This window comes from Paenibacillus sp. FSL P2-0173, assembly GCF_038008045.1.
In the GTDB taxonomy this organism is placed as follows: domain Bacteria; phylum Bacillota; class Bacilli; order Paenibacillales; family Paenibacillaceae; genus Paenibacillus; species Paenibacillus polymyxa_B.
Window position 1 is genome coordinate 1,658,243 of record NZ_JBBOYK010000001.1, and the last position, 22,056, is coordinate 1,680,298.

12 protein-coding genes are annotated in these 22,056 nt (G+C 48.6%); 3 read left to right on the forward strand and 9 right to left on the reverse strand.

The annotated features are described in order from the left end of the window. Positions 1 to 157: 157 nt before the first annotated feature. Complete coding sequence (locus tag MKX30_RS07320; protein WP_023989809.1) at positions 158 to 664, reverse strand: hypothetical protein; 507 nt, start codon at positions 662 to 664, stop codon at positions 158 to 160. A 157-nt stretch (positions 665 to 821) separates the two neighbouring features. Next, positions 822 to 7,058: a WIAG-tail domain gene (locus tag MKX30_RS07325; protein ID WP_341062676.1), complete on the reverse strand. Its 6,237-nt coding sequence runs from the start codon at positions 7,056 to 7,058 to the stop codon at positions 822 to 824. 189 nt (positions 7,059 to 7,247) lie between these two features. On the opposite strand from MKX30_RS07325, the gene fabV reads away from it, so the two are divergent. Both fabV and MKX30_RS07335 read left to right on the forward strand, forming a co-directional pair. Continuing rightward, positions 7,248 to 8,435, forward strand: a complete 1,188-nt coding sequence (fabV, locus tag MKX30_RS07330; RefSeq protein WP_076157558.1) for an enoyl-ACP reductase FabV — start codon at positions 7,248 to 7,250, stop codon at positions 8,433 to 8,435. A gap of 298 nt (positions 8,436 to 8,733) precedes the next feature. Beyond that, on the forward strand, positions 8,734 to 8,886 hold the full coding sequence (locus MKX30_RS07335) for a DUF1540 domain-containing protein (protein WP_023989813.1): 153 nt from the start codon (positions 8,734 to 8,736) through the stop codon (positions 8,884 to 8,886). 148 nt (positions 8,887 to 9,034) lie between these two features. Here the strand turns inward: MKX30_RS07335 and MKX30_RS07340 are convergent, their stop codons facing one another. Both MKX30_RS07340 and MKX30_RS07345 read right to left on the reverse strand, forming a co-directional pair. After that, on the reverse strand, positions 9,035 to 9,280 hold the full coding sequence (locus tag MKX30_RS07340; RefSeq protein WP_023989814.1) for a hypothetical protein: 246 nt from the start codon (positions 9,278 to 9,280) through the stop codon (positions 9,035 to 9,037). A 93-nt stretch (positions 9,281 to 9,373) separates the two neighbouring features. Further along, positions 9,374 to 9,748, reverse strand: coding sequence for a DUF4190 domain-containing protein (locus tag MKX30_RS07345; protein WP_341062677.1), 375 nt, complete (start codon positions 9,746 to 9,748; stop codon positions 9,374 to 9,376). A gap of 223 nt (positions 9,749 to 9,971) precedes the next feature. Here MKX30_RS07345 and MKX30_RS07350 point away from each other — a divergent pair, with 223 nt between their 5' ends. Next, positions 9,972 to 10,559 (forward strand): hypothetical protein, encoded by a 588-nt coding sequence (locus MKX30_RS07350; RefSeq protein WP_341062679.1) that lies wholly within the window; start codon positions 9,972 to 9,974, stop codon positions 10,557 to 10,559. Between the two features lie 12 nt (positions 10,560 to 10,571). On the opposite strand, the gene lpdD is transcribed toward MKX30_RS07350, so the two are convergent. From lpdD to MKX30_RS07375, 5 genes are all read right to left on the reverse strand, one after another. Beyond that, positions 10,572 to 10,919 carry a prenylated flavin chaperone LpdD gene (gene lpdD, locus MKX30_RS07355; protein ID WP_068942071.1) on the reverse strand — a complete coding sequence of 116 codons (348 nt, stop codon included), beginning with the start codon at positions 10,917 to 10,919 and terminating at the stop codon, positions 10,572 to 10,574. 305 nt (positions 10,920 to 11,224) lie between these two features. Continuing rightward, the gene (locus MKX30_RS07360) at positions 11,225 to 16,732 is read right to left on the reverse strand and encodes a S8 family serine peptidase (protein ID WP_279835804.1); all 5,508 of its coding nucleotides are present in this window, start codon (positions 16,730 to 16,732) and stop codon (positions 11,225 to 11,227) included. A gap of 566 nt (positions 16,733 to 17,298) precedes the next feature. Beyond that, positions 17,299 to 18,924 carry a S8 family serine peptidase gene (locus tag MKX30_RS07365; protein ID WP_069080315.1) on the reverse strand — a complete coding sequence of 542 codons (1,626 nt, stop codon included), beginning with the start codon at positions 18,922 to 18,924 and terminating at the stop codon, positions 17,299 to 17,301. 517 nt (positions 18,925 to 19,441) lie between these two features. Next, complete coding sequence (locus MKX30_RS07370; RefSeq protein WP_023989820.1) at positions 19,442 to 21,223, reverse strand: SulP family inorganic anion transporter; 1,782 nt, start codon at positions 21,221 to 21,223, stop codon at positions 19,442 to 19,444. Positions 21,224 to 21,252: 29 nt separating this feature from the next. Next, positions 21,253 to 21,582 carry an ArsR/SmtB family transcription factor gene (locus tag MKX30_RS07375; RefSeq protein ID WP_013311437.1) on the reverse strand — a complete coding sequence of 110 codons (330 nt, stop codon included), beginning with the start codon at positions 21,580 to 21,582 and terminating at the stop codon, positions 21,253 to 21,255. Positions 21,583 to 22,056: the final 474 nt, after the last annotated feature.

The window sequence follows — 22,056 nt, forward strand, 5'->3', positions numbered from 1 at the left end:
CTTGCCGTTGTTCTGGATGCTTCCATCCTCTCTTTAAGCTTAACAGAAGCCCAGCAGAATAGACAAAAGACGGGTATACCGTTCCCGGTCCCGTCTTTCTTATCATGAATCGCTGCTGTATATGCCAGGCGAGCTGAATGCTAACTACATATCAGTCTTATTTCTTGGTTGTTACTGTTTTTGGAGCTGTTTTGACTGTTTTTGGAGCTGCTTTGGCTGGAACTGCTTTTTTAACTGGAGCTTTGTGGGTCACTTTTTTAGCTACGACATGATGTGCACGAGTTTTATGAGTTGTTGCTTTGTGTTTAACAACATTATGTTTTTTTGCATGATGTTTAACTGTACGATGCTGCACTTTCACTGCTTTTGTTTTGTGGCTTGCCACTTTTTTCGCAACGGATTTTTTGGCAGGGGCTTTCTTCGCTTTGGTTGTTGTTTTATGAGCTGTTGTAGCTTTTTTAACGGGTGCTTTCACCACAGGTGTTTTCGTCACAGGTGATTTTGCCGGTGTTTTGGTAGCCGGAGTCGTAACCGCAGGAGCTTTGATTGCTGGTGCAGTGCTCGCTGGAGTCGTTGTTGCTGTAGCGGCGAATGCGCTGCTTGCTCCTCCCAATACACTTACTACGGTTAATACGGCTGCTGCATTTTTAGTCCATTTTTTCATGATTGAATCACCTCTCCTTTAAAGTATCTTTAGCTTATCAGGAGAATTCGGGATAATTGTGGAGCAAATGTGTGAAAAGTATATGAAAAAGCGTGCAGCCCTGTATTTAGAAAATACATGAGTCTGCACGCTATGAGTTTTACAATAACCATCTTCACTAACCAATGGCGATCCAGGAAATAATACCGTAGTTATGCGCGGTTTCGTTCCACTTGGTTACGACGATCACTGCTCCATTCGGCGTCTGAGATTTCAGCGTCGCATGAAAGAGAGGGTGGTTCGTCATCGCTACCAACGTGTAGTCCGGGTTTACAAAAGGCTCCCCGAATACAATGGTCACTTCCGTCTCTCCTTCACTGCCTTTCAAAAGAAACGGCGCTCTGCCAAACTGCTGCAATGCTGGCTGATTCGCACAAGTACGGACCGGAGTGATGCTCAAATGCTCCGGCTTCACTGCGTTCAGCTCCAGCTCACGTGAGCCTACCGAGCCTTCCACCAGATGATGACCTTCAATGCTCTGCTCTGCCACATGATGGCTTTGTACCGCAGCCGCTTGCAGATGCTCTGGTCCCACGGCTTCTGGGCTCAGCACCTCGCTGTCGACGGCCTGAGCTTTCAGATGGCTGCGAGATACACTGTTTGCCTGAAGTCTGTCACCACTGACGCCTTCCTCTGGCAAAAGTCCCGAGAGATGTATATCTGTGGACAGCTGAGCCAGTGTCACCGAGCCCGGCTTTAGGTGATGCGAATCAATAACTTCCTCTCCAATGTGGTGGCTTGCAATAGCCTCCTCAGCCACATGGCGGGACTGTACCGTTCCATCTGCCAGCTTGCTGGACGTCACCGCTCCTTCCTGTATAGCATCCTCAGCCACTGCCTGCCAGCCTACATGCTGTGGCTGAATAGCCCCTGCCTGCAGATGCTCCGACTGGACTGAATCCAGCGCGATATGCCTGGACTGCACCACGCCTTCTGCCAGTGCGGACCCTTGGATCGCCCCCTCGGCCAAATGCTGAGCGTGTACGGCATGCTCCGTTAAATGCACGGAGTTTATGCTGGCTTCTGCCAGATTCGAAGCACGCACTGCCCGAAGCGCAAGCTTCTCAGCGTTCACGCTGCCTGCCTGGAGCGCGTGAACCGATATACTCCCTGGCGCAATATGCCGAGTCATCACTGCCGAAGCCTGCAAATGGGCAGAGGTGACGGATTCAGGAGCCAGATGGCTCGACTGGACGGCCTCTTCTGCCAAATGATTGGCTTGCACCGCTTCGTCCGTAATATGCCACGGCTGGACCGAATGAGGAGATATTTTGGCAGCAGTCACGCCATCATCCGCCAGTTTGCCGGACGTAACCGACTCATCCTGCAAAGCATCAGTTGATATTGCTTGGGATGCGATATGCACACCCTGAATGGTTCCAAGGTGTAGATGGTGCGGCTGAATGGACTCCGGTGCGATATGCACGGACTTCACTGCCCCCTCTGCCAGCGCTCTGTCCTGTACTGCGCCAGGTGCCAAATGTCGGGGGTATACGGCATGCTCAGACAACTGTGAAGGACCGACGCTTCCTTCCGCGAGATTCGTCGCTTGCACCGAGCGTGCCGCCAGCTTTTCCGAGGTGATGCTTTCTGCTTGAAGCGCACGACCTGACACACTGTCAACGGCCAGATGTCTCGCAAACACCGAGGAAGCCTGTAAATGATCAGAGGTGACGGATTCCGGAGCCAAATGGTTCGACTGGATGGCCTCTTCTGCCAAATGATTGGCTTGCACCGCTTCGTCTGTAATGTGCCACGGCTGGACCGAGTGGGCAGACAGCTTGGCGGCAGTCACGCTCTCATCCGCCAATTTGTCGGACGTAACAGATTCATTCTGCAAAGCATCGGTCGATATCGCCTGTGAGGCGATATGCACACCCTGAATGGTTCCCATTTGCAGATGATGCGACTGGATGGACTCCGGTGCGATATGCACGGACTTTACTACCCCTTCTGCTAGCGCTCTGTCCTGTACTGCGCCAGGTGCCAAATGCCGGGGGTGTACGGCATGCTCAGACAACTGTGAAGGACCGACGCTTCCTTCCGCGAGATTCGTCGCTTGCACCGAGCGTGCCGCCAGCTTTTCCGAGGTGATGCTTTCTGCTTGAAGCGCACGACCTGACACACTGTCAACGGCCAGATGTCTCGCAAACACCGAGGAAGCCTGTAAATGATCAGAGGTGACGGATTCCGAGGCCAAATGGTTCGACTGGACGGCCTCTTCTGCCAAATGATTGGCTTGCACCGCTTCGTCTGTAATGTGCCACGGCTGGACTGAGTGGGCAGACAGCTTGGCGGCAGTCACGCCCTCATCCGCCAATTTGTCGGACGTAACGGACTCATCCTGCAAAGCATCGGTCGATATCGCCTGTGAGGCGATATGCACACCCTGAATGGTCCCCGTTTGCAGATGATGCGACTGGATGGACTCCGGTGCGATATGCACAGACTTTACTGCCCCTTCTGCCAGCGCTCTGTCCTGTACTGCGCCGGGTGCCAAATGCCGGGGGTGTATCGCCTGCGTGGACAGATGTGAAGGGCCGACGCTTCCTTCCGCGAGATTTAACGCTCGCACCGAGTGTGCCGCCAGCTTTTCCGAGGTGACGCTTTCTGTTTGAAGCGCACTACTGGATACGCTATCCGAGGCCAGATGGCTCGCAAGCACCGCCGAAGCCTGCAAATGGGCAGAGCTGACGGATTCCAGGGCCAAATGGTTGGACTGGACAGCCTCTTCTGCCAAATGATTGGCTTGCACCGCTTCGTCTGTGATGTGCCACGACTGGACTGAGTGGGCAGACAGTTTGGCGGCAGTCACGCCTTCATCCGCCAATTTGTCGGACGTAACGGACTCATTCTGCAAAGCATCAGTCGATATCGCCTGTGAGGAGATATGCACATCCTGAATGGTTCCCGTTTGCAGATGATGCGACTGGATGGACTCCGGTGCGATATGCACGGATTTCACTGCCCCTTCTGCCAGCGCTCTGTCCTGTACTGCACCCGTTGCCAAGTGCCGGGTGTGTATCGCTTGCGTGGACAGATGTGGAGGGCCAACGCTGCCTTCCGCGAGATGCGTCGCTTGCACCGAGTGTGCCGCCAGCTTTTCTGAGGTGATGCTTTCTGCTTGAAGCGCACTACTGGATACGCTATCCGGGGCCAGATGGCTCGCAAGCACCGCTGAAGCCTGCAAATGGGCAGAGGTGACCGATTCCTGGGCCAGATGATTGGACTGAACGGCTTCTTCTGCCAAATGTTTGGCTTGCACCGCTTCGTCTGTAATGTGCCACGGCTGGACCGAGTGGGCAGACAGCTTGGCGGCAGTCACGCCCTTATCCGCCAGTTTGTCGGACGTAACGGACTCATCCTGCAAAGCATCGGTCGATATGGACTGTGATGCGATGTGCTCTCCCTGAATGGTTCCAATTTGCAGATGATGTGGCTGGATGGATTCCGGTGCGATGTGCACGGACTTCACTGCACCCTCTGCCAGTGCTCTATCCTGTACTGCTCCAGCTGCCAGATGCCGAGTGTGCACCGTTTGCGCAGAAAGATGTGAAGGGCCGATGCTGCCTTCCGCGAGGTTCATTCCTTGTACCGAGCGCGCTGCCAGCTTTTCCGAGGTGACGCTTTCCGCTTGAAGCGCACGACCTGACACACTATCCGGGGCCAAATGTCTCGTGAGCACCGAGGAAGCCTGTAGATGCACCGAGGTGACCGCTCCTGCAGCCAGATGTGCCGAATCCACGGCCGCCACAGCCAAATGGTTGCTTTGTACAGCTTCGTCCATAATATGTCCGGACTGCACGGCATGGGCAGACAGTTTCGTGGGAGTTACGCTTCCCTCCGACAGTTTGGCAGAGGTGACCGATTCATCCTGTAAGGCCGGAGTCGCTATAGCCTGCAATGCGATATGCTCTCCCTGAATGACCCCGCTTTGCAAGTGCTCCGATTGGATGGATTCGGGCGCAAGATGTGCAGACTTCACAGCATTCTGGGCTAATTCCGTCTCCTGTACTGCTCCTGCTGCCAAATGCCGAGTGTGTACGGCTTGCGCAGCCAAATGTCCGGGACCCACGCTATTTTCCGCCAGATTGGGAGCCTGCACAGCACGGGCTGCTAGCTTCTCAGAGGTGACACTTTCCGACTGAAGCGCATGACCGGATACACTATCGGGGGCGAGGTGTTTGGTTTGGACCGATGCAGATTGCAAATGATTAGAGGTGACGGATTCCGGAGCGAGATGATTCGCCTCCACCGCTTCAACAGCCAGATGGTTACTCTGCACTGCTTTATCCGTAATATGCCACGGCTGCACGGAGCGAGCAGACAACTTAGAGGAAGTGACACTACCCTCAGCTAACTTAGGAGCCGTAATCGCCAAATCATTGATTTTATCCGTGGCCACACTTTCCGGCGATAGTTTCAGCGAAGTAACAGCATGATCCTGCAAATGATGGGAGTACACCGCTCCGCTGGCCAAATGCGCGGTTTGAACAGCGCCTTCACCTAGTATGTCCGCGGTAACGGACTGTTCTTGCAAAGCCGAGGTTCCAACACTGTCTTCCCCAAGATGTTTGCTCAAAACAGAACTCTGGGCCAGATGGGCCGAATCGACGGATTGAGCCTGCAATGCCTTTCCACCCACACTGTTGTCGGCAAGGTGGTTTTCACGAATTCCCCCCGTTGCAATGTGTACGTGTGTAATGGCTTGAGAGGCAATCTTATTTCCGGTTACCGCCCCTTTGCCAATTTTAGGTTCTGTCACTGCTTCGTCAGCGATTTTGTCAGACTTAATCGCGCTCGAAGCAATGTGATTTTCCTTGACAGCCTGATTCGCCACATGGTGTTCCAGAACTGCTCCCTTCCCTAATTTCTCGCTCGTCACAGCCCCGGAATGCAAATGTTGCTCCGTAACCGCCTCCGATGCAATATGATTCTTTCGAATGATTTCGGACTGGAGGTGTACGGAAGAGACTGCCTCCGGAGAAATTTGGGGACCTTGTATGGCTGCTGTAGCAATATGTCTGGTAAGTACCGCCTCGTCGGCAATTTTGTGTGGTAATATGCTCTGATCCGATATCTTGGATGAAGTGACGGATTGATCGACAATTTGCAATGAGCCTACAGACTGATCTGCCAGTTTATTGGACTGAATACTCCGATCCGCCAGGTGACGGGCTGTTACTTGGCCCGTTCCAAGCTGCTCTTCCCCAATGGAGCCAGGACTCAGATGCTTTCTTTCAATCGCTCCAGCCTGAATATGCGAACTGGTAACTGCCTCCGACTCCAGATGACGCCCGCTGACAACACCTTCCTCCAATTGTTCCTTGCCCACAATTCCATTGGATAGCTGCTTGCGATTAATCGAACCGGGGGCCAGATGCCTTGCATGAACGGCATGCTCGGTCAGGTGTGCACTCTCAATGCTGCCAGCTTGGATTTTAGCCGCATCCACAGCCCCATCCCGCAGTTTGGAAGTGGTCACAGATTGATCGCCCAGCTTGGAGCTATCGACAGCTTCATTAGCCAAATTGTTCGATTGAATCGTACCACTGCGAATTTTATCAGATGTAACCGCCTGATCTTGAAGCATATCTGAAGACACGATCCATTGCTTGAAGTGACGGCTCTCAATGGAGCCATTCGCAATATGATCGCCGCTGATAATCTTATCAGCCAGCTTTTCTGGAGTGATGCTGCCATCTCGCAGTTTTTCACCACCGATGGAGCGATCCTGCAATTTACTGCCTGCCACCGATGCGTCCGACAGATGTTCCACCGTAATGGAGTCCGGGGCAATCTTCGAAGAAGTCACAGCACCGTCGGCTATCTTAATCGTTTGAACGGCATAATCCGCCAGAGATTCCGTGTGGATACTCTCTTGCTTCAGCTTGCTGGAATCTATGGAAGCGGGAGCGATCTTCTCACCCGTTACAGCGAGATCGCTCAAATCGTCTGTATAAATGAAAGCGTTGTTTATATGCGGAGCCTTCTTATTGCTCAGAATTTCCTCCACATCAATTGGATCAGGTTCTGGCTCTGGCTCTGGCTCTGGCTCCGGCTCTGCTTCTAGCTCTGGGGGTTCCTCCATCGACACTTGAGTCTCCTCTGCATCCGCAAATTCAACCTCCGTCTCATGCGAAGCCTCGACTTCAGGTTCGACAACAGTCTGTAACTCCGGCTCCTCTTTGGTTGGGGGAGGCGGAGAAGCAACTTGATGAAGTCTTGCTTCTGTCTCCCTCTCCGCAGGCTGTGGCTTCACGCGATGTATCATACTTAATTCATTCATATCCGGGTCAATTACACTATAGAGCGGCTTTTTGTTTCTTATGGTTTTGCGGCTCTTATTCTTCAAGCAACTCTCTCCCTTCTCATATTTATCGTTACAGCATCATATGCAGGCACTTAGGCACTTGCCACCCCGTGCAAGGATACACTTTTGGGTAAAAAGGATACTTACTAAAATCCACGTTTGAAAAAAAATAGTTAAAAGTTAAAATAGTAAGGGTGAAGATCGCTACAAGAAGAGAGGAATTACAATAACATGATTATCAAACCAAGAACACGTGGCTTTATCTGCACCACTGCTCATCCGGTGGGCTGTGCCCAACATGTTCAGGAGCAAATTGACTATGTACAGGCCCGTCCTGCTATCCAAGGACCCCGTAATGTACTTGTGATCGGGGCATCTGCCGGATATGGGTTGGCCTCTCGCATTACTGCCGCCTTCGGTGCGCGTGCCAATACAATTGGTGTATATCGCCCTAGTAATGCTACCGCCACACGTACAGCATCGGCAGGCTGGTACAATTCTGCTGCATTTGAAAAAGCTGCTCAGGAAGCTGGGCTTAAATCCTTAAGCGTAACAGGCGATGCCTTCTCGGATGAGGTCAAATCCAAAACGGTGGAAGCCATTCGCGAAGAACTGGGACAAGTCGATCTGGTGATTTACAGTGTCGCTTCAGGTCGTCGTACAAATCCCCGCACAGGCGAAACGTTTAATTCCGTGCTCAAACCTATTGGTAAGCCTTACACAAACAAGACCGTTAACTTCCACACCGGGGAAGTCAGCAGCGTGACGCTTGAACCCGCAACAGAAGAAGAAGTACAAGCAACTGTAGAGGTTATGGGTGGTGAGGACTGGAAATTGTGGATTAACGCCTTGCGTGAAGGCGGTGTATTGGCTGATACTGCAACGACCTTCTCTTTTTCGTACATCGGTTCAGATATTACACAAGCCATCTACAGAGAGGGCAGTATCGGAAGTGCAAAAGATCATCTGGAGGAGACAGCACGTCAGCTGAACGATCAGCTGAAAGTTACAGGCGGACGCGCCTTCGTCGCAGTCACCAAAGGACTCGTTACCCAATCTAGCTCCGCTATCCCTGTCGTTCCTCTGTATATTTCTGTTTTATATAAGATAATGAAGGAAAAAGGGCTGCATGAAGGGTGCGTAGAACAGAGCTACCGCCTGTTTGCTGAGCGTCTGTACGCACCAGAAACTCCTGTAGATGAAGAAGGACGTATTCGTATTGATGATTGGGAACTGCGCGAAGACGTACAGGCAGAGGTTGAGAAGATATGGGAGGCGCTGACGACCAACAATATCTACGAATTGTCAGATCTTGAAGGATATCGTCACGAATTTTTCCAACTGTTCGGCTTTGAGTTTGAGGGCGTAGACTATGATGCTGACATCGATCCCATCGTAAATATTCCTAACGTGCGCTAAGTCTTTTCATATCGTCATTATGTCAGAAAAACAAAAAAAGCTGTTCTCCAGCAGAGAAACATTTCGTTCTGCATGGAGGACAGCTTTTGTTTTTTAATTAAAAGGGACACTTGTGTCCGCTTCGAACTGCAAAAAGAAGCAAACATTGCAATTTTAAAATTCATTTGATATTGTACAAGTAGGCATAGCAAAGTCCCTCTTCCTAACAAGAGGGTAAACACAGTTGGACAAGTCCTACCTTGACTGACCGTGATACTATTTGCTCAGCCCACCACATCCATATAAGGAGGTGTACAACATGGCAAAAGACGTTCTGTGTGAAGTCAATTCATGTACGCACTGGGCCCAAGAGAATAAATGTAGTGCTAGCTCCATTTACATCGTAAGCAACAGACCTGAAGACACTCACAAATCCGAAGAAACAGACTGCAAAACCTTCGAAGCCAAGTAAATCTTTGATTTCAAGCCTAGTTTTATAATGAAGGAGCCCATGCCCGGGTTCCTTCTTTCTTATGATATTCTAACAAGAATGATAATTATTATCAAGTCCTTTTTCAGTACAGAAAAACGCTATTCGCTTGTATACAATCATTTCTCTGCTACTTTATAAATCCAAGCCTAAAAGGACACTGCTGTTCTCGATAAAGACAAAAAAAAGAAGCGTCGCTCTGAACGATTCGCTTCTTGTGCTTGATCTTCTGTAATTGTTCTTGCTTGGTCGGCTTCATTCGTATGTGCTGTGAAATCTCGCCATAATGGTCATTCGTTTTGCGGCTTTGTGCCGCGCAATAGATTCCAGCGCGTTTTGCCTTGCTCAACGCTTTTTGTGTTTGAGTACGTGCCATATGGCTTCACTCTCCTTCATTGGACTCCTTTTATCATAGCATCCAATCGTCAAGTCGTGAATGGTTTGTCTGACTCAAGCATTCTTCAATTGATTAAATGTCTGAAAAAATATCCGGATCGCCACTGGAGGCCGCTACAATAAAAACAATAACTATAAAAATGATGATCAGTGTATAAATCAGTGTACCGATAATACTACATACCAATCCAGCAATGGCCATACCTCTGCCTTGCTCGCCATGACGGTTAATTTCCTTCAAGGAAAGACTGGACAAAATAATACCCACAATTCCGATAATCAACCCGATATAGGGAATGACAACAGATAAAATCCCGAGCACCATCGAGGCAACAGCTTTACTATTCGTAGGTGGAACTACTGGGGGCGGGTTAAATGGGGCGTTATAATCGTTCGTCTCCTCCTGAAAAGGATCGGAAGATCGAGGCTCCTTGTACAAATCACTCATCTGTTAAATTCAACTCCAATACGAAAAATAGCAATTATATAAGTTCTAGGGTACCACAATCTTACAAATCAGGACAGTACTTATTTCGAATTTTTAAATTAGAACGTTAAAAAGAAGAAACCTAGCGATATTAGCACTTTTTGAGGTAACCGGGCATACAGTATTGTACCTGTTACAGATCAATTGCGCTCCATGAGAGCATCCTACCAAGGAGGTCGGAGCTATGCTATATCGTGCAACATCCCGCAGAAAGGGCTCGCCTCACAAACGTTTAAATGCAAACACACTTAGGATAATTTCCACTGCCATGCTGCCATTTTACAAAGCTATTGCAACTCGCCGTGCGTTTGCAGTTCAATGGTCACGAGCTGTCGTTCAGGGCAACTTGGATCGGATGAAATCCCTTCTCTGCTCAGTAGCGCCATTTGCCGCCAAACAAGGCTTAGGCACGAATGGCATCGGCTACTTTATTTCCTTTTTAGCTCATCCACCGATGCTCTATTATACGAATGGAACGACGATTCCACCGGGGACTGTGCAGTTTACGTTTGAGCCGAGAGTTCATCGCGCCATTGCAAAAGCCGTTTTTCCGCTGTATCGCGAATTGGCACGCAATCCATGTTTTGCTTCTGCCTTTGCCAAAGCGATCAACAGACAAGACCAGCGTGCAGTTCATGTCATGATCCGTAGTTTGATTCCATCCTCTGCGCTGAAATCCGTACAAATTGAGGATGATGGCTTTGCATTGCTATTTAAGTATCCCTTTAGTAAGTACCCATATCGCAATCTGCTCTTTCGGGAGTTCACTTAAAAAGGTATGCTACTAGCGTGCTTGCTTGAGTTCTCCAATGAGCTCTTTCCCCAGTTGTATAGCCATATCTGTCAGCACCCGGATTTCGTCCTTGGTTGCATGATCTAAATGTGCCCCGCAGCAAATGGCAAAATTGCCTGCAAACTCTTTTCGCAAGCGAACTGCAATTTCTTCGGTAATATAAAACTCCTTGTGATTTTGCAATTGCACAGTTTGAATCGGCTCGAGTCTGGCCCCTGCTGTAATCGTTCCCAAATGAGGCTGATCACCGCCTGAAATGAGTACAATGATATCTTCCCCCATAAAATAGGCATCCAGCTCTAGACGGATACGTCCGCTTTCTTTTTGCAAATGAATCAATAGGATCCTCTCCTGCTAAAAAATATTATTCAGGATTTTGCAAAATTCGATTCCAGTCGCTCCAAAGTGCAATATATAGACGAACTAGACCATTTCGATCTATATATCGTTTATTGAAAATCGCTTATTAGATTTTTGCAAAATCCTCTATTGTGAAACGATTCACTTTATAGAGTTCTACTCATTGTACCGCTTCTTGAACGGTTCGACAATTTAAAAATGGCCCACAGCAGCCTCTATAAACCGTGGCTTGCTGTGGGCCTTCATTGTTATTCTAAAAGAAGCATTTCCTTTCCTACTGGCTGCTAACGGATCGTGATCGTATGCACAGTCTTACCACTTGCGCCGTCATTATCCGTCACCGTTAGCTCTACGGTATACGTTCCAGCTGTGGTGAATTTATGCTTCACCTTGGAACCGACCGCCGTATCGCCATCGCCAAAATTCCAGCTGTAACTAACGATCTCACCGTCTACATCACGGGAAGCTTTGGCGTTAAATTGTACATTTTTGTTCTTCTTAGCTGATTCATTAGCCTGAATAATGGCTACCGGCTTCTCATTGGATGGATTCGGATCAGGGTTCTGTCCTCCACCATTGGCTACATACAATCTTCCCGGTGCCTCCGTCTCCACTTCATTTCCCGCTGCATCCCTTACCCGGATCACGATGACTCCGCCTTCCAGATTCAGAGAAGATGAAGTGAAATAAGTACCTTCATAGTGGCCTGACGAAGTTTCATTTAATGGAATATCGTTGCGGCCCAAAGTGGACAGGTTGAAAGGCAGCTCCACATGGAAGGACGCCTCCAAACCGGATGCACTGTCAAAGGATACTCGTACCGGCTGCCCTGGAGTAATACGCACATCCTCAGCAGGGCTAATGTTTTCAAGCTTCGGCAGAGCTGTATCGACATACACCGAGCGCGTAACACTTGTTTCGTTTTCGGCAAGATCCTTGGCCGTCACCGTAATTTGATTTTCACCTTCGTTGATAAGCAACCGCTTGTTAAAGCTGCCGTCACTTCCAAATTCAGCGGGCTCACCATTAATCGTCAATTCGGTGAGGAACTCGTCATACACGGTACCGACTACACTGACTACACCCGCGTTTGTACGGGCCCCTTCATCAGGTGAAGTCAGGATCAGACCCGGTTTAGTCTGATCGAGTGTCACAACCACCGTTTCGGAACGATCCGTTAATTTGCCGTATACCGCTGCTTGAACACTTAGCGGATTAGCTCCTGGTTGAAGATCAACCGACAAACTGAAGTGGCGATCCTTCACTTTCGTTGTGCCAGCCAGCTCCTTACCGTTAAAGAGCTGAATATCGGCTCCTTCTGCCGGGGAAGTTCCTGTTACGGTAATCGACTCTTCCTGCGTATACGTAGCCTTCGTAGGAGTCGTAATCGTTGGAGCATTCACCGGATATCTGACGATAGCCCGGATCATGTAATTCCCTTCCTCCTCAGGTGATTGGCTCCATGCGCCGCTTACACCTTGCCAGCTGCGAAGTGCATTCGGGCCACTCTCATCTGTAGCAAGACCCGGCGACTGTGTGCCTACAGCAGACTGTGTATATACGATGTAGAAGTCACCTTGAACCGTCACCGGCTCTGGAAGCTGCACCGTCGTCCATTGTGACTCGTCCCGCACGGCAGTCCCGTCGAATGGACCAGCCAATAATCGTCCAGGCGCTCCTGCCGCACCGGAGGCGTCATAGACAGAATATTGGAATGCCGTTCCTCCCGGATTCGGGAAGGCAGAGTTCCAGAACAAAAGCGATGCTCCTGTCACTTGAGCCACTTCCGACTCAGGCGTCATTCTGACTGCCCATGAATTGCCTGCCGCGTTAAAGGCTCTGGCATTTTCTCCTGTCCCGTCATCGTAGGCGATGCCTCCCTGGAACCCGATGAAAGGTTTCAACGTGACATCCGCTTCCACGCTACCATTCGGAGGAGCAATAACGGATACACTGTCGCTATAATAATTCTCAGCTGAAATGGACAATGTGTATGTTCCTTCCAGCACGTCCAGCGTAAATTCTCCAGCCTCATTCGTCTCTACCGGAGCAATACGTGCATCCTCCAGCACCAACACTTTCGCTTTTTGGATCGGTTCACCGGATTGCTTGTCGGTAATGACCCCGTGAATCGTACCGTGAGGTATGGCCTGAAGGCTAAAGTTTGCTCTAATGACTTTGTTATTCTCAATCGTGACTGCTTTCGTTTGAGGCACATAACCATAGGCTTCAGCCTTCAGCGTATAGTCGCCCGCTACATGGGTGAAGCTGTATTTGCCCGTGGTCGGATCCGTTTTCACCGAACGTCCGGTTTCCAATACCGTAACCGTAGCGCTGGCTGGAAGACTGTCGAGCCCGACACGTCCACTATCCACCGTTGTTTCTGCCGGCTTCACTTTCTCCTGGAATTCACTCTTTTCAGTGCTTGTAATTTTGTACAGCGGGAACTGTTCTTCCGCTTTTTCCAGCTTGATATTCGACTCAGGTACGATGTCCTTGGTCACTGTCGCAGCTGGAATACCCAACACACGGAAATCGTCAATGTACCAGCCGTTCTTGTTCACACTGTTATCCGATTTCAAACGGAAGCGAATTTGGATCTCATTGCCGGTGTAGCTATCCAGATTGTAATAAACCGGAGTCCACTTTTTCCCATTCGTATTGTGAGAGAACTTGCCCAGCTCGCTCCACGTGTCGCCATTGTTTTTGGACACTTCCACATAACCGTAATCATAGCCGGCCTCAATTTCAAACCAGTGATTGAAGGTCAGTGTTGCATTGCGTACAGCCTGTAAATTAATTTTTGGAGAAACCAGCGAAAATTCAGCTCCGTTCTCATAATTGCTATCAAGATCGGTTGCCCATACATTTGGTCTGGACACTGCGCTTTCTGGTCCTACTTCCTTCGGAATGCCACGTTCCCACTCATCCTTGGTACCGGAATGAGTCCAGCCATTATCCGAGCTGCCGTCAAAATGATCGCTATACAGCGTATCCGGCACGTCTACTCTCAGAGAAGCCTCATTCGACTTGATTCCTTCATTGCCACTATAATCCTCAGCCGCCACTGCATAATGATAGGTCGCTCCACCGACCGTGATGGTATCTGTGAGTGTCAGTGCTGAGGTTGTACCGATGGAAGTATAATTTTTGCCTGATTGGGTAGAACGATACACCTTGTACTGCTTCACATCATCATCGGAGGAAGCATTCCAGGCCAGTGTGACGTTGCCCACAGTATCGGCTTCAGCAGTCAAATTGCTCGGCGCAGCAGGTGCAACGGTGTCTGGCTCCTGAATTGACAGATCGTCAATATACCAGCCATCTTTCACAACCGTATTGTCACTCGTAAAGTTGAAGAGGAGGTATACCTTTTGACCCGCGAATGCCCGCAAATCAAGATATTGTGTTTTCCAGCCGTTGCTGGTGCCAGTAAACGATAATACCTGCTCAAACGCATTCTGATTGTTTGTGGTTGCTACGTATACTTTGCCGAAATCAGAATTGTTTTCAAGATCGTACCAATGCTTGAAGCTGACCAGTGCCCCTTTTGAGCTCTCGGTCAGATCAATCGGAGGGGCCATAAAATAACTGTTGGAGTTGGCCTGATATTGGCCTTCGAGATTAGTCGCGATGACCTTTGTACCCGAATGTGCGCTTTTAGGGCCGCTTGTCGGAGTTCCCCATTTCCAAACACTGCCCTGTCCACCGATATTAATACCGGCAATGTCTTTTTCAAAGTCTTGTGTGTAGCCTGGTTTTACGCCTTTGGAGATTTTAACCTTGTATACTTCAGTTTCAAATCCGTTATTACCGTAATCATTTACACGAATATAGTATTCCAGACCAGCGCTGTCCACCAAAAAAGTCGGGATGGACGCTTGATATGTACCATCTTTGCTGTCGCCGGAGGTCCGTTCCAACGGAATATATACATAGTTTGACGTACCTGCTGTTTTGGCAAATGCCTCAACGGCCGTCACGCCGACATCATCCGTTACATGAGCAGTCAGAGGTATATCAATACCCTCGAATGCCGCTGCGGGCGGTGTATGCTCGAGAACAGGTGCTTCCAGATCGTCGCCACCCGTTACAACTTTACCAGACACGGAGCCCAGACCTTGCATGACCGAACCGACTGCATCCAGCGCATTAATGACACCATGTCCGTAGCCATTGTTTGGCGAAGTAGGATATGTGCTGTCCGTGCGCGGTGTAGCTGTGTTCATCAAAATTTCCTCAAGCTGGTCTACGGTAAGAGAATGATTCGCTTGCAGCAACAGAGCTGCAAGGGCCGCAACATGAGGTCCGGCCATAGAAGTACCGTTATATCCGCCTTTATAGCCGCCACCAGCGACAGATGACCGGATATTAACACCCGGTGCGGAAACTTCGGGCTTCACCTCACCATAAGGTGATGGTCCTAACAAGGAGAAGCTGGCTAGATTATCATTGATATCGGTGGCTCCAGTAGCGAAGGATTCCGGATAGTTCGCCGGATTGGCTACCGAAGCAGGTCCGCCCGGATTGGAAAGAGAGGTATTACCTGCGGAGAATTCAGGGAAGATTTGAGCATCCCGCCATGCCTGAACCACAGGCCGGAACCATTCATCAAGACCCGGTCCGCCTCCCCACGAGTTGTTCACTACGTCTGGAGCAAGCTCGGGATGAAGATTCCCTTGGGCATCTTTTGGCGCAAGCAGCCATTGACCGCCATCCAGTATAATCGCATCCGTCGTTTCCGGATTAAAAATCCGAACCGCAATCCACTTCGCACCAGGTGCAACGCCAACTCGGTTCGTTCCGTTTTCCTCAGAGCCGACCATCGTGCCCATCGTATGTGTACCATGGGAATCGTCTTCCTGATCGACCGGAAGCGTTGCATGACTATGCGGATCGTACCAGCTCAGCTCGGGATTCACGACATTGCCTGCCGCGTCCAGACCCCGCCATTTGCGATGAAGGGCCGGATGTGTATAATCTACACCTGTATCCAGATTGGCGACCACGATTCCGGTTCCGTCGATTCCTTTTTCCCACACTTGTGGTGCGTTAATATGGGATATGTTCCATTCCACCGTAGATGGGTCTACATCGTTCTTACCTGCATTGCCAGGCTTAGCCGATGTTTTGCCATCGTCCTTCTCCAGCTCTACAGCTTTCTCTACCGTCGTAGACTTCGCTGCGGCTGCTGTCACTGTTTTAGCTGTTTCAGCCGTTTTGGCATTTGCTCCCTCTGCTTGCTTGTCAACCGTCACCTTTTGCAGATAACGCGTTTCATTCGGCAAGACTTTATCGACCTCAGGCAGCTGCGAAATATGATCCAGCACCTCCTTGGTGCTTGTTACAGCCAATGCATTGACAATAAAAAAGCTTTTATATTCCTTCACTCCGCCGCTCTCTGATTGCTTATCCAAATAATTTTCAAGCCCATATTGGGTTCTTGAAGCCGTTTCACGCAGAGAACTGATCACATGGCTGCGTGCAGCCATTTTGGCAGCGGAAGGTGTTATTTTCTCAAGTGAGGCCTTTTGAAGAGCATTTTTGGAAACCTTGTTGGTGTCTACCTGTTCTTTTAATTTGACCAGATAGGTAACATAGTTATTCTCCTCAAACTGTTTGGTCAGTTTCGGGGATACCTTCGCGGTCGTGACCTTATGCGAGGCGGATTTCAGCTCCAGCTTGGAGCCATCTGGTGTGTTATTCGCCAAAGCGGGTTGAACAAAGGAAAAGGCCATTAGCAAAGATAGTCCGATAGATAGTGGTTTCTTGAATCGTTTAGGTTTAATCAATTACTTCTCCACTCCTTTTACTAGGTTTAATGTTTCTGGAATAACCTGTACAGAGTAAGACCTCATACCTTACACATCAAACACACGGGTTGCGCAACACGATGTGGTTGGCGACCACCTCCTTCATAGAATATAGAGGCACAAAAATATTTGGCTGTTCATAGGTAGCAGTACTTCATAGGTGAGTTTGCAATCCCAATAGAAAAGCGATGAATTCAGTAGAAACCAAGGAGAAAAAGCAGGAGAAATTCGAAGAAAAACATGTTATATCATTACATTTTATATTAAAAATTGATATATAATCATATATTATGGAATAGTATAAAGTTATCAAAACAGATATACAAGTCATTTTTTTGCATTTTTCTTGAAATTCTATGACTTTTATATTCTTTTATGTACGAAAACCCCTTTTTGCGGCTACGTAATAGTGCATTACACGGTTAATAGGTGTATGCAATCTCTGTACAAGCCGCTCAAAGGGATATTCGGGGGTCTTTCTTAATCCTATCTTTCGCTCTATATCTTGTTCATTGGAAGTCGCTTATAGGATTTTTGCAAAATCCTCACTTAAGTACGGAGTTCACCGCAGCAAGCGCGTCGATCAGACCATATCCGTAACCATTGTTCGGTGAAGTCCGATACTGGCTATCTGTCAGCGGCGTCGCTGTTTTTGAAATAACATCCTCCAGTTGATCCACAGTCAAAGATGGCTTGGCCTGAAGCAGTAATGCCGCTAATCCAGCAGTATGCGGGCCTGCCATAGAAGTACCGTTCCATCCCCCCTCATACACTCCGCCCGGTACAGAAGAACGGATGTTTACACCAGGAGCCGAAATTTCAGGCTTCACTTCGCCATAAGGAGAAGGACCGCGCAGCGAGAAGCTGGCTAGCTTGTTGTTTACGTCCGTGGCTCCTGTCGCATAAGCTTCCGGTAGATTCGCCGGATTGGCTACAGACCCAGGTCCGCCCGGATTGGACAATGTTGTGTTGCCAGCGGAGAACTCAGGGAAAATCTGAGCCGCTCTCCACGCCTTGGTGACTGGACGATACCATTCATCCAGGCCAGGTCCACCGCCCCAAGAGTTATTCACCACATCCGGTGCAAGCTCAGGGTGCTTTTTACCGTTTTTATCTACAGGAGCAAGAATCCACTGTCCACCGTCCAGTAAGATGGAGTCGGTGGTATCTGGATTGAATACTCGAACCGCAATCCATTTGGCGCCGGGAGCAACACCGATTTCATTCGTACCGTTGCTGTCCGAGCCAACGCTCGTCCCCATCGTATGTGTACCATGTCCATTTGAATCAGTTGGCAGCGATGCTCCATTAACCGCATCATACCAGCTCAGTTCTGGATTAACGACCTGGCCGGAAGCGTTCAGACCACGCCATTTTCTTTTCAGTGCCGGATGAGTATATTCAACGCCTGTATCCAGATTGGCGACAACAATGCCTTTGCCGTCAATGCCTTTGGCCCAAACCTGTGGTGCTTTGATTTTAGAAATATTCCACTCGACACGGCTTGGCGTTACAGCATCCTTATACACGGATTCTTCCACCGATTTTTGCGCATTCTCTTCCGTCACAGCCGTATCTACAGCGGCTTGATCTGCAACCGCTTGGTCAGCTGTAGATTCCTCAACTACGGGCTGGGCATCCTTATCTATTTCTACCTTTTGCAGTTCCCGCTTTTCATCCGGTAAAATTTTGTCGATCTCAGGAAGTGTGGCGAGATTATCCATGACCTCTTTGGTGCTGGTTACCGCAAATGCGTTCACGATAAAGTAACTCTTGTATTTTTTGACGTTTCCGTTATTGACTTCCTTCTTTAAGTATTCTTCCACGGATTGTTGCGTTTTTTCTGCTGTATCCATGAGAGAGTTCACAACCGTTGTACGTACAGAAAGCTTAGCAGCAGCGGGTGAAATTTGCTCTGCAGAGGCCTTTTGGAAAGCATGCTTGGCAACTGACTCCGTATCCACCTGATCCTTCAATTTAACCAGATAGGTGACATACTCACTGGCACTGAATTGTTGGTTCAGCTTGGCTGAAACCTTGGCGGAAATGGTTGATCCTCCTGCTGAGGTGGTTGTGCTGGAATCTCCATATACCGGAGAAATTAGAGAAAAAGCAAGAAGAGCGGTAAAACTGACCGACAGCGTCTTTTTGATATTTTTCGACTTAATCAATACTTTCCATCTCCCTTTACTTGGTTTTTTAATTCTCAAGGACAACCTTCCGGGTAGCTACGTCAAAAGTTCACAAAATAGCCTCTGGTACTCACCTCCTTTAAAAAATATAGATTCCGCTGGGGTGAAATCCATAGGTCATCATCTGAGGTGAATAACCCTTGGTGCAGACCGCAAAGAACGAGCATCGGGTATGAACAGGTGGACAAGTTTGAAAATAGTAAGTGAAAAAAATGAAGAAAAAGGTAGGGTAAGAAACTAGAAGTGATCGAGGAGGTTGATAAGCAAGTATTAAAATACAATTTAAAACAAAAGAATGAAACATATGGTATCTTTTGAATCTAGTATAGTGTCATAAAATCAGATATTCAAGCATTTTTTTGAATTTTATTCCTTTTTTTCTTTAAGAAGAGAAAAATCTCTTCCATTTTCGAAGCAAATGCAAGTCTTCATTGTGCACTTGGTTTCGGAGATTAGAAGAGATTTTTCGGCATTCAGCAACAAATTTAAAAGAGTGTTATCTGCCGCTATTTACTGGTAAGGGAACCGAAATGGCTCCGTCTGGAAAGGAAGATTTGGTTTGCTGCGATCTGCGGCACAGACTCGTACATTCTCGGAAAGCCATTTGCCTGCATCCACAGCAATGATCCTGATTCACCAGCGCAAGGGCAGCCGTAAGGGCCTCTCCTGTATGTTCGAAAAAATGCTTTTGTCCAATCATGTCGTAGCATCCGGTTTTCTGTAGTAATGCCAGCGGTTGAGGCTGGAGTCCGGAAACAAGCACCGTCCCGCCAGACTTCCGGTATTTCTGAATTAATGCGGTAAAGTTACCTTCTCCCGTCATATCCATAAAAGGGACCTTTCCCATACGCAACAACAAAATCCCTTGTAGGTGGTCAGTCTGACCTCCCACACCTGAGTTTTCCAATACCGAAGCTGCACCGAAAAATAGAGGGCCTTCCACATTGTAAATAGCCACCTGTGGACAATCATGCTGATCTGTGACCATATGCGCGCCTACTTTTTCATGTTTTACAGAAGGATCAGGAAGTACCTTGTCTACTGAAAGTGTATTGCTCATACGTTTAACAAACAATACAACCGCCAGAATTAAACCCACCTCCACAGCCGTTGTCAGCGTCGTAAATACCGTCAGCAAAAAGGTGACAACCAGTACGATAGAATCCGCTGTCCGCGTTTTGAGAATGTGCGCAAAATGCTTGCGCTCACTCATATTCCACGCTACTACCATCAGCACCGGAGCCATACTGGCCAACGGAATATTAGATGCATAAGGTGCAAAAAGCACCAGAATGAGGAGCACCACGAACCCATGTACGATGCCTGACATAGGAGAAACAGCACCGTTACGGATATTTGTGGCAGTGCGGGCAATTGCACCTGTCGCAGGAATACCGCCGAACAGCGGTGTCAGCAAATTAGCAATCCCTTGTCCAACCAGTTCACGATTGCTGTTATGCCGAGCTCCCGTCATACCGTCAGCTACCACCGCTGAAAGCAGAGATTCAATAGCTCCCAGCATTGCAATAACAAGTGCTGGCGGCAAGAGTTTCACGATCAAATCCCACGTCATCACAGGAATATGTAGCTCAGGTAAAGATGCTGGAATTGCGCCATACGCAGATCCAATGGTAGCCACCTGCCCTGGAAAAAGTAAAGCTGCCACCAGCGTTGACAAGAGTAGGCCAACCAGTGAGCCGGGTATCTTGGGCCATTTTTTTGGCACCAAAATAAGCGCGGCAAGACAGATACAAGCCGTCAGGATACTATATACATTCAGTGAAGGAAGTCGATGGATGAGCTCTGCCATGGAAGGCAGAAAAGTTTCATGCCGCTCTACCCCGCGCAAGCCGAGAAAGTTAGCAATCTGACCGCTGAATATCGTCACGGCAATTCCGGCCGTAAAGCCAATTGTTACTGGCTTGGGAATAAACTTAATCAGTGCCCCCAGCCTTAGCACACCCATTAAAATGAGCATAATGCCCGCCATAAAACCGGCTATGAGTAGGTTCTCATAACCGTATTGCATGACAATAGCCAGCAAAATCGGAATAAATGCACCTGTAGGTCCTCCGATCTGGAATTTGGACCCTCCCAGCAGCGAAACCAAAATTCCCGCAACAATGGTCGTATACAGCCCATATTCCGGCTTTACTCCTGATGCAATGGCAAACGCCATACCGAGCGGAATCGCCACAATCGCTACAATACTTCCGGAAATTAGATCCTTTCGCAAAGCCCCTGCGTTATAGCCTTCGAACCTTCCTATCCACTTCATTCCTATAACCCTTCTTTTCTGTAATAGCATTACTTCTCGTTACGTATACCTTCCAGCAACGAGATAGCTTCGACCAAATGATTGTCAAAAATCCGCCGCGCCACCGCAAGCAGCTCCGTCAAAAGCGGATCACGTAGTGAATACACAACCGATGTACCTTCCTTGAAGCTGTTCACCAAATTTTTGGCCCGTAAAACGGCCAATTGCTGCGATACGGCAGAACCTTCGGAACCGAGCGCAGTCTGCAGCTCGTTCACATTCCGTTCTCCTTCACTCAGCACCTCCAAAATGCGGATGCGCAGAGGGTGAGCCAATGCTTTGAAAAAGTCGGCCTTAAATTTCTGGAGATCTCCTTCCATGCCTGCTCCGTCCCCCTCACAGAATTGTCCTATAAACGATCAACAATATCTGAATATTTGAATATTCAGTACAATAACAGCTTTGGGCCAATTGAACTATGATGTTACTCACACTTCACCATGAGTAAAGTCACATTCTCCCACACTTCTACCTTTCAGGGGTTGACAGCTTCCACAGGTTTCCATTAACATAGCAATTAACTTTAAGAAAAGGGGGCCGATAGACATGACCGAGCTTTACATGATAACGACAGACAGGCAGCATGATACAACCACATATTTGAGTTTTCGTCTCATCGGCCCCGTTCGGGCGACATGATGGGTGATATCACGCTGTCTGACGGCGTGATTAGCCAGGCTTTTTTATTTTTTTATGCTATTGGAAGAACAGGTTATTTTACGTATTTATGATGTGTTGATCATAAAATGTAATGACACTTTCGGTGCAGGAAGCCGTAGACGACAAGTCTGCGG

What these genes read in the sequence shown, in the direction of transcription:
- fabV (WP_076157558.1), top strand. Translation starts at nt 7,248, where the DNA reads ATGATTATCAAACCAAGAACACGTGGCTTTATCTGCACCACTGCTCAT.
- MKX30_RS07370 (WP_023989820.1), bottom strand. Translation starts at nt 21,223, where the DNA reads ATGAAGTGGATAGGAAGGTTCGAAGGCTATAACGCAGGGGCTTTGCGA.
- MKX30_RS07335 (WP_023989813.1), top strand. Translation starts at nt 8,734, where the DNA reads ATGGCAAAAGACGTTCTGTGTGAAGTCAATTCATGTACGCACTGGGCC.
- MKX30_RS07340 (WP_023989814.1), bottom strand. Translation starts at nt 9,280, where the DNA reads ATGGCACGTACTCAAACACAAAAAGCGTTGAGCAAGGCAAAACGCGCT.
- MKX30_RS07375 (WP_013311437.1), bottom strand. Translation starts at nt 21,582, where the DNA reads ATGGAAGGAGATCTCCAGAAATTTAAGGCCGACTTTTTCAAAGCATTG.
- MKX30_RS07345 (WP_341062677.1), bottom strand. Translation starts at nt 9,748, where the DNA reads ATGAGTGATTTGTACAAGGAGCCTCGATCTTCCGATCCTTTTCAGGAG.
- MKX30_RS07320 (WP_023989809.1), bottom strand. Translation starts at nt 664, where the DNA reads ATGAAAAAATGGACTAAAAATGCAGCAGCCGTATTAACCGTAGTAAGT.
- MKX30_RS07350 (WP_341062679.1), top strand. Translation starts at nt 9,972, where the DNA reads ATGCTATATCGTGCAACATCCCGCAGAAAGGGCTCGCCTCACAAACGT.